A 15,584-nucleotide genomic window follows, 5' to 3' on the forward strand; every position below is an offset into this window, starting at 1 on the left:
GGTCGGATCACACGGGCGGTCGGACTACACGGGCGTGACGTACGCGCCCGAGATGCCGCCGTCGACCAGGAAGTCCGTGGCGTTCACGAACGAGGAGTCGTCGCTGGCGAGGAACGCCACGGCGGCGGCGAGCTCGTCGGCCTCGGCGAAACGGCCCACGGGGATGTGGACGAGGCGCCGGGCGGCCCGCTCGGGGTCCTTGGCGAAGAGCTCCTGGAGCAGCGGGGTGTTGACCGGGCCCGGGCAGAGGGCGTTCACCCGGATGCCCTCGCGGGCGAACTGGACGCCCAGCTCGCGGGACATGGCGAGGACGCCGCCCTTGGAGGCCGTGTACGAGATCTGGGACGTCGCCGCACCCATCCTCGCCACGAAGGAGGCGGTGTTGATGATCGAGCCCTTGCCCTGGCGCCGCATGTAGGGGATGGCGGCCTTGCAGCACAGGTAGACGGAGGTGAGGTTGACCTCCTGGACGCGCTTCCAGGCCTCAAGGCCCGTGTCCAGGATGGAGTCGTCGTCCGGCGGCGAGATGCCCGCGTTGTTGAAGGCGACGTCGACCGAGCCATAGGTGTCGTACGCCGTCTTGAAGAGCGCCTCGACCTGCTCGGCGTCGGTGACGTCGACCTTGACGAAGATCCCGCCCACCGCGTCGGCCGCCGCCTTGCCCGCGCTCTCGTCGATGTCGCCGCAGACGACGTGCGCACCCTCGGAGGCGAGGCGGCGCGCGGTGGCCAGGCCGATGCCGCTGCCCGCGCCGGTGATGACGGCGGTGCGGCCCACCAGGCGGCGGCAGATGTTTGCGTCGGTCATGGTGCTCAGGCCTCCGGGCTTTCCGTGCTGATGAAGACGTTCTTGGTTTCCGTGAATGCGGCGAGCGCGTCCGGGCCCAGTTCGCGGCCGAGACCGGACTGCTTGTAACCCCCGAACGGGGTCCAATAGCGCACGCTGGAGTGCGAGTTGACGGAGAGGTTCCCGGCCTGGACGGCCCCGGACACGCGCAGCGCCCTGCCGACGTCCCGCGTCCAGATCGACCCGGACAGGCCGTACTCGGTCGCGTTGGCGAGGCGGATCGCGTCGGCCTCGTCGTCGAAGGGCAGGACGACGGCGACGGGTCCGAAGACCTCCTCCGTCGCCACCGGGGACTCGGGGCCGGCGTCGGCGTCGGCTTCGGTGAGGAGCGTCGGCGGGAACCAGAAGCCGGGACCTTCGGGTGCCGTGCCGCGGATTCCGGCGCCGGAGGGCACGTACGAGCGCACGCGCTCCAGCTGGGCCCTGGAGATCAGCGGGCCCATCTGGGTCTTCTCGTCGGACGGGTCACCGACGACGACCGACTCGATCGCGGGCCGCACGATCTCCAGGAAGCGGTCGTAGACCGAACGCTGGACGAGGATGCGGGTACGGGCGCAGCAGTCCTGGCCGGAGTTGTCGAGGTACGACATGGGGGCGGCGAGGGCGGCGGCCTCCACGTCGGCGTCGGCGAAGACGATGTTGGGGCTCTTGCCGCCGAGTTCGAGCGTCAGGCGCTTCACGCGGTCGGCGCACTTGGCCATGATCTGCTTGCCGACGCGGGTGGAGCCGGTGAAGACGATCTTGGCTACGCCGGGGTGCTCGACGAGGGCGTTTCCCGCGACGTCCCCGGCGCCGGGCAGGACCTGGAAGAGGCCCTCGGGGAGACCTGCCTCCAGGGCGAGTTCGGCCAGGCGCAGGGCGGTGAGCGGGGTCGTCTCGGCGGGCTTGAGGATGACCGCGTTGCCTGCCGCGAGGGCGGGGGCCGTGCCCCAGGCGGCGATCGGCATCGGGAAGTTCCAGGGGGCGATGACGCCGACGACCCCGAGGGGTTCGAGGATCGTGACGTTCAGGCCGCCGGGCACGGGGATCTGACGGCCGCTCAGCCGCTCCACTCCCCCGGCCGCGAAGTCGAGGAGATCGCGGACGTTGCCGGCCTCCCAGCGGGCGTTGCCGATGAGGTGACCGGCTTCGCGGACCTCCAACTGGGCGAGTTCTTCCAGATGTTCGTCGACGACGGCCGCGAAGCGGCGGAGCAGCCGGGCGCGGTCGGCGGGGGCGGTGGCGGCCCACTTGGTCTGGGCCCCGGCGGCGCGTACGACAGCGGCGTCGACGTCCTGCGCGGTGGCGGCGGGGACGGTCGCGACGACCTCTTCGGTCGCCGGATTCAATACCTCGAGCAAGGGTGCCTCACATGCGTTCGAAGGAGCGGCGGAGCTCCCAGTCGGTCACCGCGGAGTCGAAGGCGTCCAGCTCGACCCGCGCCATGTTGCTGTAGTGCGCGACGACCTCGTCGCCGAAGGCCGCCTTGGCGATGGCGCTGTTCTCCCAGAGCTCGGCGGCCTCGCGCAGGGTGGTGGGGACATGGGCGTACTCACCGGTGTAGGCGTTGCCCGTGCACTCGTCGGGCAGTTCGAGCTTCTGCTCTATGCCGTGCAGCCCGGCGGCCACGAGTCCGGCGACCGCGAGGTGCGGGTTCACGTCGCCGCCGGGCAGCCGGTTCTCGAAGCGCATCGAGCGGCCGTGGCCGACGACGCGCAGGGCGCAGGTGCGGTTGTCGTAACCCCAGGCGGCGGCGGTCGGCGCGAACGAGCCGGGACGGAACCGCTTGTACGAGTTGATGTTGGGCGCGTACAGCAGCGAGAACTCCCGCAGCGCCGCGAGCTGTCCGGCAAGGAAGTGCCGCATGACGCTCGACATGCCGCCGGGGCCGTCCCCGGCCATGGCATTCGTGCCGTCCGCGTCCGCGAGCGAGAGGTGGATGTGGCAGGAGTTGCCCTCGGCCTCGTTGTACTTGGCCATGAAGGTGAGCGAGACACCCTCCTGGGAGGCGATCTCCTTGGCACCGGTCTTGTAGATGGCGTGCTGGTCGCAGGTGACGAGGGCGTCGTCGTAGCGGAACACGATCTCGTGCTGGCCCGGGTTGCACTCGCCCTTGGCCGACTCGACGACGAGCCCGGCGGCGGCCATCTCGTTGCGGATGCGGCGCAGGAGGGGTTCGATGCGTCCGGTGCCGAGCACGGAGTAGTCGATGTTGTACTGGTTCGCTGGCGTCAGGGCCTTGTAGCCCGCGTCCCAGGCCTGTTCGTAGGTGTCCTTGAAGACGATGAACTCGAGCTCCGTGCCGACGTTGGCGGTGTAACCGAGCTCGGCGAGCCGGTCGAGCTGGCGGCGCAGGATCTGGCGGGGCGCGGCGACGACGGGCGAGGAGTCGTTCCAGGCGAGGTCCGCGATCAGCATCGCGGTGCCTTCGTTCCAGGGGACGCGGCGCAGGGTGCTCAGGTCGGGGTGCATGGCGAAGTCGCCGTAGCCGCGGTCCCAGGAGGACATCGCGTACCCCTCGACGGTGTTCATCTCCGCGTCGACCGCCAGGAGGTAGTTGCAGCCCTCCGTGCCGTGCTCCAGGACGTCGTCGAGGAAGAAGCGGGCGGCGAACCGCTTGCCCTGGAGCCGCCCTTGCATGTCGGGGAAGGCCAGGACGACAGTGTCGATCTCGCCGCTCGCGACGAGGGCACGCAGTTCCTCGATCCCGAGCGGGGGTGTGCGGTCTGCCACGGGAAAGTCCTCCTTGGGTCAGCCGAGAGCCATAAGGTATTGCCGAGAACCTTTGATTGGGAAGGGGGTACGGCCAGATGTCGCACACGGATGCCGACGCGAACGCTGACACGGCTGGGGCGACCGCCGATACGGCTGAGGCGGGTGCCGATACGGCTGGGGCGGGTGCCGACGACCGGCTCACGCCGGTCCTGCGTCCCGTACGGGCGGGCAACGGCTTCGAGGAGGCCCTGGAGCAGATCCTCCAGGTCGTACGCCTGGGCCTGGTGCCCGGCGGCGAACGCCTGCCCTCGGAAAGGGAGCTGGCCGACCGCCTCGGCATCAGCCGGGTCACGCTGCGCGAGGTCCTGAAGGTGCTCCAGGACCAGGGGCTCGTCGAGTCGCGGCGCGGCAGGTACGGCGGCACGTTCGTGCGTCCGCGCCCCGAGGCGCCCGGCGAGGACGAACTGCGGCGGCGCGTGGCGGACGTCGATGTCGAGGACGCGCTGCGGTTCCGCGAGGTCCTGGAGGTGGGCGCGGCCGGGCTCTGCGCGGCGCACGGCCTGACCGGCGAGCAGCGCGAGCGGCTGCGCACGGCGCTCGCCCGCACGCACGAGGCGCCGCTTTCCGAGTACCGCCGCCTGGACACCCTCCTGCACCTGACCCTCGCCGAGCTGTGCGGATCGCCCTCGCTGACCGCGCAGTACGCGGCGGTGCGCGCCCGCGTCAACGACCTCCTGGACTGCATCCCGCTCCTGGTGCGGAACCTGGAGCATTCGCAGCGCCAGCACACCGCGCTCGTGGAGGCGGTGCTCGACGGGGACGCGGACGGGGCGCGGGAGATGATGCGCGAGCACTGCGCGGGTACGGCCGCGCTGCTGCGGGGGTTCCTGACATAAGGGGCGGGGCCCGCGGGGATTTACGGCGGCGTAACGCAGGGGTATTGCTTTCTCGCCCCGGACACGACAAAGGTATGGATCCGTTCCATTGAGTCGCCCGTTCCATCGAGTCGCCCGCCCCATCGCGCCGCCCGTCGCATCGATTCGCCGTCCCCAGGAGTCGCGCCATGACCATGGAGTCCCCCAAGCCGAGTACGAGCGGTACCGCCGAACCGGCGGACGACTACCTGGAGCGCAGAGCGCTGCGCCGCGGCAGCGCGGGCTGGCTGCTGCTCACCGGCCTCGGTGTCGCGTACGTCGTCTCCGGCGACTTCTCGGGCTGGAACTTCGGCCTCGCGGAAGGCGGCTTCGGCGGCCTCGCGATCGCCATGGCGCTCATGGGCGTGATGTACGCGTGCATGGTGTTCTCGCTGGCGGAACTGTCGTCGGTGCTGCCCACCGCGGGCGGCGGGTACGGCTTCGCGCGCCGGGCGCTCGGCCCGTGGGGCGGCTTCCTCACCGGCACGGCGATCCTCATCGAGTACATCCTGGCGCCCGCCGCGATCTCCATCTTCATCGGTGACTACGTCGAGTCGCTCGGCCTGTTCGGCCTCACCTCCGGCTGGCCGGTGTATCTCGCCTGCTTCGTGGTCTTCATCGGCATCCATCTGTGGGGTGTGGGCGAGGCGCTGCGCTTCAGCTTCGTCGTCACGGGCATCGCGGTGGCGGCGCTGCTCGTCTTCGCGGTCGGCGCGTTCATGGACTTCGACGCGTCGAAACTGAACGACATCGCGGTGGACGCGGACGCCTTCGGCTCCAACTCCTGGCTTCCGATGGGTCTGTTGGGCATCTGGGCGGCGTTCCCGTTCGGCATGTGGTTCTTCCTGGGCGTGGAAGGCGTACCGCTCGCCGCCGAGGAGACGAGGGACCCGGCGCGTACGCTGCCGCGCGCGATCCGCTGGTCGATGGCCATCCTCGTCGTGCTCGCGCTGCTCACGTTCTTCGCGTCGGCCGGGGCGCGCGGCGCGAACGCGATCCAGGACGCGGGCAACCCGCTGGTGGAGGCCTTGCAGCCGGGGGGCGACGCGACGGCGCTCAGCCGCATCGTCAACTACGCGGGCCTGGCCGGTCTGGTGGCGTCCTTCTTCTCCCTGATCTACGCGGGCTCGCGCCAGCTGTTCGCCCTGTCGAGGGCGGGTTATCTGCCGCGTTTCCTCTCCCTCACCAGCAGCCGCAAGGCTCCGTACCTGGGCCTCCTGGTCCCCGGAGCGATCGGCTTCGGCCTGGCGGCGGCGACCGGGGACGGGGCGCGGATGCTGAACGTCGCGGTGTTCGGGGCGACGATCTCGTACGCGTTGATGTCGCTCTCGCACATCGTGCTGCGCCGCAGGGAGCCGGGCCTCGAACGGCCCTACCGCACGCCGGGCGGCATGCTGACTTCGTCCGTGGCGCTGGTCCTGGCCTGCGCGGCGCTGGTCGCGACGTTCCTGGTGGACGTGACGGCGGCGCTGATCGCGCTCGCGGTATACGTGGTGGCGATCGCCTACTTCGGCGTCTACAGCCGCAAGCACCTGGTGGCGCGGGCGCCGGAGGAGGAGTTCGCGGCGCTGGCCGCCGCGGAGGCGGAACTGGAACGCGACTGAGCATGTCGCGGCTGAGCGTGAAGGAGACGAGGGTGAGCGCGACGACCACCGGCCGACCGCTGATCGGTGTCAGCACCTACCTGGAGTCGAAGGCGAGCTGGGGCGTGTGGGAGCTGCCCGCGGCCCTGCTCCCGGTCGGCTATCCGCGGCTCGTGCAGGGGGCGGGCGGCATCGCCGCGATGCTGCCGCCGGATGATCCTTCGTACGCGGACGAGGTCGTCGCCCGTCTCGACGGCGTGGTCATCGCGGGCGGACCCGATGTCGAGCCGGTGCGTTACGGCGCGGAGCGCGAGGAACGTACGGGCCCTCCGGCGCGGGAGCGGGACGCGTGGGAACTGGCGCTGATCGAGGCGGCGTTGAGGTCCGGGACGCCGCTGCTCGGCATCTGCCGGGGGATGCAGCTCCTGAACGTGGCGCTCGGCGGGACACTGGTGCAGCACATGGAGGGGCATGTCGAGTCGGTGGGCGTCTTCGGCACGCACGAGGTGAAGCCGGTGCCGGGCACGCTGTACGAGTCCATCGTGCCCGCGGCTTCGGCCGTCCCCACGTACCACCACCAGGCGGTGGACCGCCTCGGCCGGGGCCTCGTCGTGTCGGCGTACGCGGCGGACGGTACCCCGGAGGCGGTGGAACTTCCGTCCGCCGGCTGGGTTCTGGGCGTCCAGTGGCACCCTGAGATGGGGGACGATCTGCGGGTGATGGCGGCGTTGGTCGGTGCGGCGAGGGGGTAGGCCTGCGGCCGGCGGGGCGGAGTGTGCTGCCCTGGCCCCGGCGATCCGCGCCCGGGGTCGCGCCCCCCGGCAGGACATCTCCCACCCACCCGCCCGAGCACCCCGCATCCACCCCCGGCCGAAGGACGCCGTCCGCACCCCCGCCTCTAACCCACCCCCGCCCGCGTAAGCGAAAGCAAGTCTCGTGCCGGGCCCGTGGGGCGGTGGCCGGTGGGCCATACCGCTCTCAGCGCGCGGCGCAGCTCGACCCCCTCCAGGGGGATGCCCACCAGGCGGCGCGCCGACAGCTCCTCCCCCACCGCGAGCTCACTGAGCACGGCAGGCCCCGCCCCGTTCACCGCTGACGCCTTCACCGCCGTGGTGGACGACAGCTCGATCAGCGGGCGGGCGAGACCGCCCAGCGCCGTGTCGAGGACCTGCCGCGTCCCCGAACCCTCCTCCCGGAGGATCAGCGGCGTGGCCGCGAGCTCCTCCGCGCCCAGCGGCTTTCCGCGCCGCGCCCACGCATGGCCCGGCGCAGTGACGACGATCAGGCTGTCGTGCGCGATGACCGCCGAGTCGAGGCCGGTCGGCACCGTGAGCCCTTCCACGAAGCCGAGGTCCGCGTCCCCCGCGAGAAGCCGCTCCGCGACCGCGGTCGAGTTGCCGGCCGTCAGCGACACCGCCGTGTCCGGCCGCTGCGACCGCAGCGCGATCAGCCAGCCCGGCAGCAGATACTCGGCGATCGTCATGCTCGCCGCGACCCGGAGCCGCGAGTCCCGCCGGTCCCGCAACGCCTGCGCCCCCGCGTCGAACGCCTCCGCCGCCTCCACGATCCGCCGCGCCCAGTCCGTCACGAGCGCCCCCGCGTCCGTGAGCCGCGAACCGCGCGGCGACCGGTCGACGAGGGCGACCCCGAGCTGCCGCTCCATCGACCGGACGCGACTGCTCGCGGCGGGCTGCGTGATGCCGAGCTCCTTCGCTGCCCGCCCCAGACTTCCGAGCCGCGCCACGGCGAGCAGCAGTTCGAGCGCCCCGAGATCCGGCACCCTGTGCGCGAGCGGCGCTCCCGACGACGTACCGGACGCATCGGACGCACCAGACGGACCAGGCACACCAGACGCACCGGCGGAACCAGCAGAAGACGTCGCACTCATAAGTCCAGGTTATGCCCTCATATGAAAATGCCTCCTGGCGGGGGCCCCGCCGGGCAGAGACCGTGGGCTCATGGTCACCGTCGCCCACCCGCAGGCACCCCCGAACACCGTCACCACCCCGCCCACGGCCCGCATCACCCCGGCGCCCGCCACCCGCCACCTCGGCCCGAACTGGTACGCCACCGTCATGGGCACGGCGATCATCGCGAGCGCGGGTGCGACCCTGCCGGTCCACGTCCCCGGACTACGGACCGCCTGCACCGCCGTCTGGGCGCTCTCCCTCCTGATGCTGGCCGCGCTCGTCGCCGCCCGCACCCTGCACTGGGTCCACCACCGCGACCAGGCCCGCGCCCACCTCCTCGACCCGGCCGTCGCGCCCTTCTACGGCTGTCTCTCCATGGCCCTGCTCGCGGTCGGCGGCGGCGCGCTCCTCGTGGGCGAGGACTGGATCGGCACGGGCGCGGCGGTCGCGCTCGACGCCGTGCTCTTCACCGCCGGTACGGTCATCGGGCTCGCGGCGGCCGTCGCGATCCCGTACCTGATGGTCGTGAAGCACCGCGCGGAGCCGGGCCAGGCATCGCCGGTCTGGCTGCTGCCCCTGGTCGCGCCCATGGTGTCCGCCGCACTCGGCCCGCTCCTCGTGCCGCACCTCCCCGCAGGTCAGGCGCAGGAGACGCTCCTGCTCGGCTGCTTCGCGATGTTCGGCCTGAGCCTGCTCGCCACGCTGGTCATGCTGCCGATGATCTTCGCCCGTCTGCTGACCGGCGGCCCGTTCCCGCTCGCGCTCACGCCGACGCTGTTCCTGGTGCTCGGCCCGCTCGGCCAGTCGACGACCGCCGTCAACAAGTTCGCCGACACCGCCGCGACGGGCGTGGTCCCCGCCCCGTACGACCAGGGCTTCGCCGTCTTCGCCGTGCTCTACGGCGTCCCGGTGACCGGCTTCGCCCTGCTGTGGCTCGCGCTCGCGGCGGCGATGGTGGTGCGGGCCCGGCGCCGGGGCATGGGCTTCTCGATGACCTGGTGGGCGTTCACGTTCCCCGTCGGCACCTGTGTCACGGGCGCCGAGGGCCTGGGCAAGCACACGGGCCTCGCGGTCTACGACGGCCTTGCGATCGCCCTGTACGTCCTCCTGGTGACGGCCTGGGCAGTGGCGTCCACCCAGACCCTGCGCGGCCTGCTCAGCGGCAGGCTGCTCGCAGCGCCGCGCCCAGCACGGCAGGCGCCTGTGCCAGTGACGGGCCGTACCACGTGAGGTGGCGGCCGCTGACCAGCGCCGAGGGGGCGGTGAATTCCTCGGGGCCGTCGTCGGCGGTGAAGCGGTACGGCTCGTCGGGCAGCACCGTCAAGTCCGCTCCGGCGCCCCGCAGTTCCTCCACCGGGATGCGCGGATAGCGCTCGGCGTGCGTCGCGTACACGTTGTCGATGCCCAGGCGCCCCAGCAGGTCCCCGGCGAACGTGTCGCGGCCCAGAACCATCCAGGGGCGCCGCCAGACGGGGATCACCGCCGTCAACCGGGCCTCCGGCGGTGGTACTCGCTCCCACGCCGTCTCGGCGTCGTCCAGCCAGCCGGGCCGCCCCGCCCCGCAGGCGGCGAGCACCCGGGCCAGTTCGCGGAAGGCGCCCGGCAGATCGCGTACCTCGGTCACGAGCACCTCGATACCCGCCGCCCGCAACGCGGCGAGGTCCGGTTCGCGGTTCTCCTCTTCGTTGGCGATCACCAGGTCCGGAGCGAGGCCGATGATCCGGCGCACGTCAGGGTTCTTCGTGCCCCCGACGCGGACGACGTCCAGGTCCACCGGATGGCTGCACCACTCCGTGGCACCCAGCAGTGCTCCCGGCACGCTGACGGCGACCGCCTCGGTCAGCGAGGGCACCAGCGAGACGACCCGCGCTTGTGCCGCTCCTGCTCCCGCCACAGTGCGATCCCCTCAGCGCCGCGAGTCGTCCACGGCGTCGATGTGGTCCCCGACGGCCACCACGAGCACCTGGCTGTCCGGCACGGTCGCCCGCCACCGGTGGCGCACCCCGCCCGTCAGATACAGGCTGTCGCCGCGCCCGAGGCGGTACGCCCTGCCCTCGGCCTCGACCTCGACGGCGCCGCCCACCACGTACATCAACTCGTCGTTGCGGTGCTGGAACTCGCGTCCCTCGTCGTGGTCGCCGGTGAACTCGATGGCGTGCAGCTGGTGGTGACCCCGCACCAGATTGCGTATGCGGGCGTCGGGCGAGGACGGGGAGGGACTCTCGGCGTCGCCCTGCTCGGCGCGCGTCAGGTCGACCGTGCACGCGGGGTCGGCTGCGGCGAGCAGTTCGACGTCGGTCGTGCGCAGCGCGTCGGCGACCCGCTGCAGGGAACGGCTGCTGGGCCGCGCCCGCTCGTTCTCCACCTGGCTCAGAAAGGGCACCGAGAGACCGCTGCGCTCGGCCACCACGGCGAGGGTGAGCTCCAGCTGCCGGCGGCGGCGCCGCACGGCCGAGCCCACCCGGAGGGTTTCCTTCTGCTCGTCCATCGCCTCGGCTCCCTTCTGCGCGTCGGTCCACTCTCAACCCTGAGGGGTTTTCTGCACCCTACGCATGTTCGCCAAACGGTTTCGCCCCGTTGCGCGGACCGCTGTCTACAGCTTGCGCCAGTAGACAAGCTGCCCGGCCTCTCCGGGAGCCGCCCCCTCTGCCGGTATGAACACGCTGACCAGCAAGGACGGCCTGCCGCGGGGGTCGGTGAGGAGGGTCGCCGACGGATTGGCGAAGGCACGGCTCCCGCCGTGCGTCGAGACGTCGATCCGGTCGGCCCGGCCGCTCGCCGGGTCGTACGCGTACGGCCGCCAGCTCCCGAAGTCACCCCGCCACCGCTGTCCCTCCACGAAGAGCAGGCGCTGCCCGTCGAGCTCGACGGGGGCGCGGTCCCCGAGATTTCCGCTGTTGCCCCACGCCCGCAGCGCCCGGTCGAGCCGCCGGTCCGGCACCGCGTGCCAGTCGCGGAACCCGGTCAGGGTGGCGCGCAGTTGGCGATCGGTGTCGCAGTCGGCGCGGTAGTGCCCGGTCAGTTCGATGGTGTCGCCGCGTACGGCGCTGATGCTCGGCGTGCCCTCGGCGCACCGCGAGAGGGTGCGCGGCGCGTCGAAGGCGTGTGCCGCGCGCCCGTCGAGCAGCGCGGCCTCGCCGGGATAGGCGCGCACGGCGATGTGGTTGCGCGGGTCCTTCTCGTAGGCGAGGACGTATCCGCCGCGCCCGTCGGCGGCGAGCGAGGCCTGATGGGTGCCCGGTCCGAAGTCGTGGCGGCGGTGCCAGTGGCGCAGGTCGGCGGAGGTGGCGACGGCGGCATGGAAGCGGCCGTCGGCCAGAAGCGTGTGGTAGACGGCCAGGTACGTGCCGTCGGAGCTCTGCGTGATCTGCGCGGCGTCCATGGTGCGCCCGGTGTCGTCCCGCGCGTCGTAGCGGTGGCCTTCGGCGGCGCGCACGTCGCCCGCGAGTTCGGCGAGGCGTGCGGTGCCCGCGGAGGCCGGTGCGGGGCCGGCGTCGGCCAGGTGCGCGAGGAAGAGAGCGGCGGCGAGGGCCAGGGCCACGGAGACGAGGAGGCGAGGCGTGGCATGGACGGTCACGGAGGGGCACTTACGTTCGAGCAGCGGGGAGGCTGCCCAGCCTAGGGAGCGGGGGTGCTCCGGGGAACGCCGCGAGGGGTGGGCTTCGCCACAAGGGCGAGGCCCACCCCTCGGGGTGATCCAGCGACGAACAGCCGGGACTGCGCGGTTATGACTGCGGAGCTATGACTACGCAGCTATGACTGCGGAGTCATCTTCTGCTCGAAGCCCGGGTTCTTCTCCAGCCACGTGTCGACGGCCTTGGGCTCATTGCCCTTGCCCGCCTTGTTGATCTCGTTCTCCAGGCTGGCCAGCTCCTGCTCGCTCATCTTGAAGTTCTTGAGCCACTTCGTGAGCTGCGGGTACTGCTTCGGGAACTCCTTGCTGGAGATCGTGCGGATGGTGTCGCCCTTGCCGAAGGCGACCTTGGGGTCCTTCAGCTTGGTGAGCTCGTACTCGTTGTACGCCCAGTGCGGCGACCAGAGCAGGACCGCGACCGGCTCCTTCTTGGCGTACGCCGACTTCAGCTCGGACAGCATCGCCGGCGTCGAACCGGAGACGATCTTGTACTCCTTGTCCAGGCCGTAGCCCGGCAGGACCTTGTTCTTCAGGGCCGTCATCACGCCCGTGCCGGGCTCGATGCCGATGATCTTGCCCTTGAACTTGTCGCCCTTGCCCTTGAGGTCCGCGAGCGAGTCGACGCCCTTGACGTACGAGGGGACGGCGATCTCCAGGGACGTCGGGCTGTACCACGAGCCCAGGTCCTTGAGGTTCGCCTTGTTCTTCTCCCAGTACTGCTTCTGGGCCGTGGGCAGCCACGCGTCGAGATCCAGGTCGAGGTCGCCCTGCGAGAGAGCGGTGTAGACCGGGCCGACGTCCGAGGGCGTCAGCTTCATCTTGTAGCCGCGCTTCTCCAGGACACGCTTCCAGAGATTCGTGACGGCGATGTTCTCGTCCCACGCGAAGTACGCGGCGTTCAGCGGACGCTTCGCCTCGGCGGGGGTCGTGTTCTTCGGGAGCGGCGCCAGCTTGTTGACGACACCCGGGTTCTTCTTCAGCCAGGCACGGACGGCTTCCTGCTGCTTGCCCTTGCCCGCCTTGTTGATCTCCGCCTCAAGACTCGTGAGCTGCTTCTCGCTCATCTTGAAGTCCTTGAGCCACTTGGCGACCTGCGGGTTCTCCTTGGAGAAGCCCTTGCGCGCGAGGCTGTGCACGCCGTCGCCCTTGCCCCAGGAGCCCTTCGGGTCCTCGAGCTTCTTCAGCTTGAAGTCGCTGTACGCCCAGTGCGGCGACCACAGGGTGGTGACGATCGGTTCCTTCTTGGCGTACGCGCGCTTGAGCTCGGCCAGCATCGCGGGCGTGGAGCCGTCGACGACCTTGTACTCCTTGTCGAGGCCGTACTCCTTGAGGACCTTGTCCTTGAGCAGGCCCATCATGCCGGCGCTCGGCTCGATGCCGACGATCTTGCCCTTGAACTTGCCGCTCTTGCCCTTGAGGTCCTCGAGCGAGTCGACACCCTTCACGTACGAGGGCACGGAGAGTTCGAGCGAGGTCGGGCCGAACCACGAGCCCATGTCCTCGAGCTCCTTGCCGTACTTCTTCCAGTACGAGGCGTGCGTCGTCGGCAGCCAGGAGTCGGTCTGGAAGTCGATGCTGCCCTGCGAGAGCGAGGTGTACAGCGGGCCGGCCTCGAGCTGCTTGGTCTGCGGCTTGAAGCCACGCTGCTCCAGGATCTCCTTCCAGAGGAAGGTGGAGGCCACGCCCTCGTCCCAGGGGATGTAGCCGATGTTGATTTCCTTGCCCTGGCCGACGTTCTTCGCGTCCGCGGCGGTGTCCTCGGTCTTCGAGCCGCCGAAGACGCCCATGCCGCCCGCGACGAGCGCGAGGACGACGACACCGACGACCGCGACCGAGGCCTGCGGACGGTAGGTCCAGATGTTCAGACCGTGCGCGGCGCGCAGCTTCGCGACGGCGCGACGGCCGAGCGGGGAGACCTGCGTGCCGAGCGAGCTGGTCATGCGGTCCAGGTAGATCGCCAGGATGACGATCGCGACGCCGGCCTCGGAGCCGAGGCCCACGTTCAGCTGGCCGATGGCCTCGTTGACGTCGGCGCCCAGGCCCTCGGTGCCGACCATGCCCGCGATGGCGGCCATGGACAGGCCCAGCATGATGACCTGGTTGACGCCGGCCATGATCGTGGGGAGCGCGAGGGGCAGCTGGACGCGCAGCAGGATGTTGCGCGGCGTGGTGCCGAACGCGTCCGCGGCCTCGACCAGTTCCTTGTCGACCTGGCGGATGCCCAGCTCCGTCATGCGGACGCCGGGTGCCAGGGCGAAGATCAGGGTGGCGACGATGCCCGCGGGGGCGCCCATCCCGAAGAAGAGGATGGCGGGGATGAGGTAGATCATCGCCGGCAGCGTCTGCATGAAGTCGAGCACCGGGCGGACGATGCCGCTGACCGTGCTCGACCGCGCCGCCCAGATGCCCACGGGCACCGAGATGATCAGCGCGATGATCGTCGAGACGAGCACCAGGGACAGCGTCATCATCGCGTGGTCCCACAGTTCCAGCGAGACGATGAACGCGAAGCCCGCGAAGGTCAGGACACCGGCGACCACACCGCGCAGCCAGAAGGCGATGACCGCGAAGATGCCCGCGAGGAGCAGCGGCTCGGGCGCCTGGAGCAGGTCGGATATGCCGTCGTACGCGCCCTGGAAGACGGTCTGGAAGAAGTCGAACAACCAGGCCATGTGGCTGAGCAGCCAGTCGACGCCGTCGTTGACCCACTCGCCGAAGGGAATCCTAGGCACCGCTGACCACCTTGCCCACGGCCTGCTCGCCGTTCTCCTGCGTCTTGTCGAGCGGGACGGCGTCCTGCGGCTCGTTCTCACCTGACATCGGCTCGCCGAGCACGGCGAGCAGCCGTGCCCGCGGCACCACGCCGACGAGCTTGCCGTCGTCGTCGGTCACGGCGACGGCCGCGTCACTGGTGGAGCACGGGGTGAACAGCTCGATGATCGGCGTTTCCGCCTTGACCGTGGCGGGGGCGGCGGCCAGCACGTCCTGTGCGGTCAGCAGCTCCTTGCCCCCGGCCGTCCTGGTGCCGAACACGGTCTCGGGCTCGGCCATGATCGCGCCCGCGGTGAGGACCCGGGAGCGGTCGACGTCCTGCGTGAACGCGGCGACGTAGTCGTTGGCCGGGGTGACGAGGATGTCCTCGGCGTTGCCGATCTGGACGATCTCGCCGTCGCGCATGACGGCGATCTGGTCGCCAAGGCGCATGGCCTCGTTCAGGTCGTGGGTGATGAAGACGATGGTCTTCTTCAGCCGCTTCTGGAGTTCGAGGAGCTGGTCCTGCATGTCGCGGCGGATCAGCGGGTCGAGCGCGCTGAACGACTCGTCCATCAGGAGCAGGTCCGCGTCGGTGGCCAGTGCGCGGGCCAGGCCCACGCGCTGCTGCATGCCGCCGGAGAGCTCGTCGGGCCAGGACTTCTCCCAGCCCTTGAGCCCGGCGAGTTCGAGCGCGACCGTGGCGCGCTCCTCGCGCTCGGCGCGCGGCACGCCCTGCACCTCGAGGCCGTAACCGGCGTTCTCCAGGACGCTGCGGTGGGGGAAGAGCGCGAAGTGCTGGAAGACCATGCTGATCTTCTTGGAGCGCACCTCGCGCAGCTCACGGGCGCTCAGTCCGGTCAGGTCCTGACCGTCGAACAGCACCTGTCCGGCCGTCGGCTCCGACAGACCGTTGAGCATGCGCAGCAACGTGGACTTGCCGGATCCGGAGAGACCCATCACGACGAAGATCTGGCCCGGCTCGACCGTGAAGGAGGCGTCGATCACCGCGGCAGTGGTGCCTTCGGCGCGCAGCTCCTCTCGGTCGGTTCCGTGGCGGAGTTTCTCCACCGCGTCAGCGGGTCGTCTGCCGAATACCTTGTACAGGTGTTCGGCTTGCAGCCTGGACACATACACCTCTCGGGTTGAACCAAGACGGCCCGCCTCCCCCGCCGGCGGGCCGTGGAGCGACGCGGGTTCCGCCCGCTTACGTGGCCGGTGAAATAGTTGAAATCTCGACCGAAGGCGCTCC

General features: G+C 70.7%; 13 protein-coding genes. 4 read left to right on the forward strand and 9 right to left on the reverse strand.

The annotated features are described in order from the left end of the window. Window positions 1-24: 24 nt before the first annotated feature. From IE226_RS19635 to IE226_RS19645, 3 genes are read right to left on the reverse strand one after another with little or no spacing between them, the layout of a single operon-like run. Window positions 25-807, reverse strand: a complete 783-nt coding sequence (locus IE226_RS19635; protein WP_190082591.1) for a 3-oxoacyl-ACP reductase — start codon at window positions 805-807, stop codon at window positions 25-27. A gap of 5 nt (window positions 808-812) precedes the next feature. Beyond that, on the reverse strand, window positions 813-2,186 hold the full coding sequence (locus tag IE226_RS19640) for an aldehyde dehydrogenase family protein (protein WP_190082592.1): 1,374 nt from the start codon (window positions 2,184-2,186) through the stop codon (window positions 813-815). A gap of 7 nt (window positions 2,187-2,193) precedes the next feature. Further along, window positions 2,194-3,558 (reverse strand): glutamine synthetase family protein, encoded by a 1,365-nt coding sequence (locus tag IE226_RS19645; RefSeq protein ID WP_190082593.1) that lies wholly within the window; start codon window positions 3,556-3,558, stop codon window positions 2,194-2,196. A 77-nt stretch (window positions 3,559-3,635) separates the two neighbouring features. Between IE226_RS19645 and IE226_RS19650 the strand changes: the two genes are divergently transcribed. From IE226_RS19650 to IE226_RS19660, 3 genes are all read left to right on the forward strand, one after another. Beyond that, window positions 3,636-4,436, forward strand: a complete 801-nt coding sequence (locus IE226_RS19650) for a FadR/GntR family transcriptional regulator (RefSeq protein ID WP_229871269.1) — start codon at window positions 3,636-3,638, stop codon at window positions 4,434-4,436. 167 nt (window positions 4,437-4,603) lie between these two features. After that, window positions 4,604-6,058: an ethanolamine permease gene (gene eat, locus IE226_RS19655; protein ID WP_190082594.1), complete on the forward strand. Its 1,455-nt coding sequence runs from the start codon at window positions 4,604-4,606 to the stop codon at window positions 6,056-6,058. A 59-nt stretch (window positions 6,059-6,117) separates the two neighbouring features. Next, window positions 6,118-6,789, forward strand: coding sequence for a gamma-glutamyl-gamma-aminobutyrate hydrolase family protein (locus IE226_RS19660; protein WP_229871342.1), 672 nt, complete (start codon window positions 6,118-6,120; stop codon window positions 6,787-6,789). Window positions 6,790-6,935: 146 nt separating this feature from the next. Here IE226_RS19660 and IE226_RS19665 read toward each other — a convergent pair whose 3' ends face one another. Continuing rightward, window positions 6,936-7,925 carry a LysR family transcriptional regulator gene (locus tag IE226_RS19665; RefSeq protein WP_190082596.1) on the reverse strand — a complete coding sequence of 330 codons (990 nt, stop codon included), beginning with the start codon at window positions 7,923-7,925 and terminating at the stop codon, window positions 6,936-6,938. A 70-nt stretch (window positions 7,926-7,995) separates the two neighbouring features. On the opposite strand from IE226_RS19665, the gene IE226_RS19670 reads away from it, so the two are divergent. After that, window positions 7,996-9,177 carry a TDT family transporter gene (locus tag IE226_RS19670; RefSeq protein WP_190082597.1) on the forward strand — a complete coding sequence of 394 codons (1,182 nt, stop codon included), beginning with the start codon at window positions 7,996-7,998 and terminating at the stop codon, window positions 9,175-9,177. Here IE226_RS19670 and IE226_RS19675 read toward each other — a convergent pair. The 5 genes from IE226_RS19675 to IE226_RS19695 form a co-directional block, all read right to left on the reverse strand. After that, window positions 9,104-9,841 (reverse strand): helical backbone metal receptor, encoded by a 738-nt coding sequence (locus IE226_RS19675; RefSeq protein ID WP_190082598.1) that lies wholly within the window; start codon window positions 9,839-9,841, stop codon window positions 9,104-9,106. The two genes, IE226_RS19670 and IE226_RS19675, sit on opposite strands and share 74 nt — an antisense overlap. Before the next feature lie 12 nt (window positions 9,842-9,853). Then, window positions 9,854-10,435, reverse strand: coding sequence for a helix-turn-helix domain-containing protein (locus IE226_RS19680; RefSeq protein WP_190082599.1), 582 nt, complete (start codon window positions 10,433-10,435; stop codon window positions 9,854-9,856). Between the two features lie 105 nt (window positions 10,436-10,540). Next, the gene (locus tag IE226_RS19685; RefSeq protein WP_190082600.1) at window positions 10,541-11,524 is read right to left on the reverse strand and encodes a hypothetical protein; all 984 of its coding nucleotides are present in this window, start codon (window positions 11,522-11,524) and stop codon (window positions 10,541-10,543) included. Window positions 11,525-11,700: 176 nt separating this feature from the next. Further along, window positions 11,701-14,313, reverse strand: coding sequence for an ABC transporter permease/substrate binding protein (locus IE226_RS19690; protein WP_190082601.1), 2,613 nt, complete (start codon window positions 14,311-14,313; stop codon window positions 11,701-11,703). Continuing rightward, window positions 14,306-15,463, reverse strand: a complete 1,158-nt coding sequence (locus IE226_RS19695) for a quaternary amine ABC transporter ATP-binding protein (RefSeq protein WP_190082602.1) — start codon at window positions 15,461-15,463, stop codon at window positions 14,306-14,308. The genes IE226_RS19690 and IE226_RS19695 overlap by 8 nt, the downstream gene beginning before the upstream one ends. Window positions 15,464-15,584 lie beyond the last annotated feature (121 nt).

Source organism: Streptomyces longisporoflavus (assembly GCF_014649775.1).
In the GTDB taxonomy this organism is placed as follows: domain Bacteria; phylum Actinomycetota; class Actinomycetes; order Streptomycetales; family Streptomycetaceae; genus Streptomyces; species Streptomyces longisporoflavus.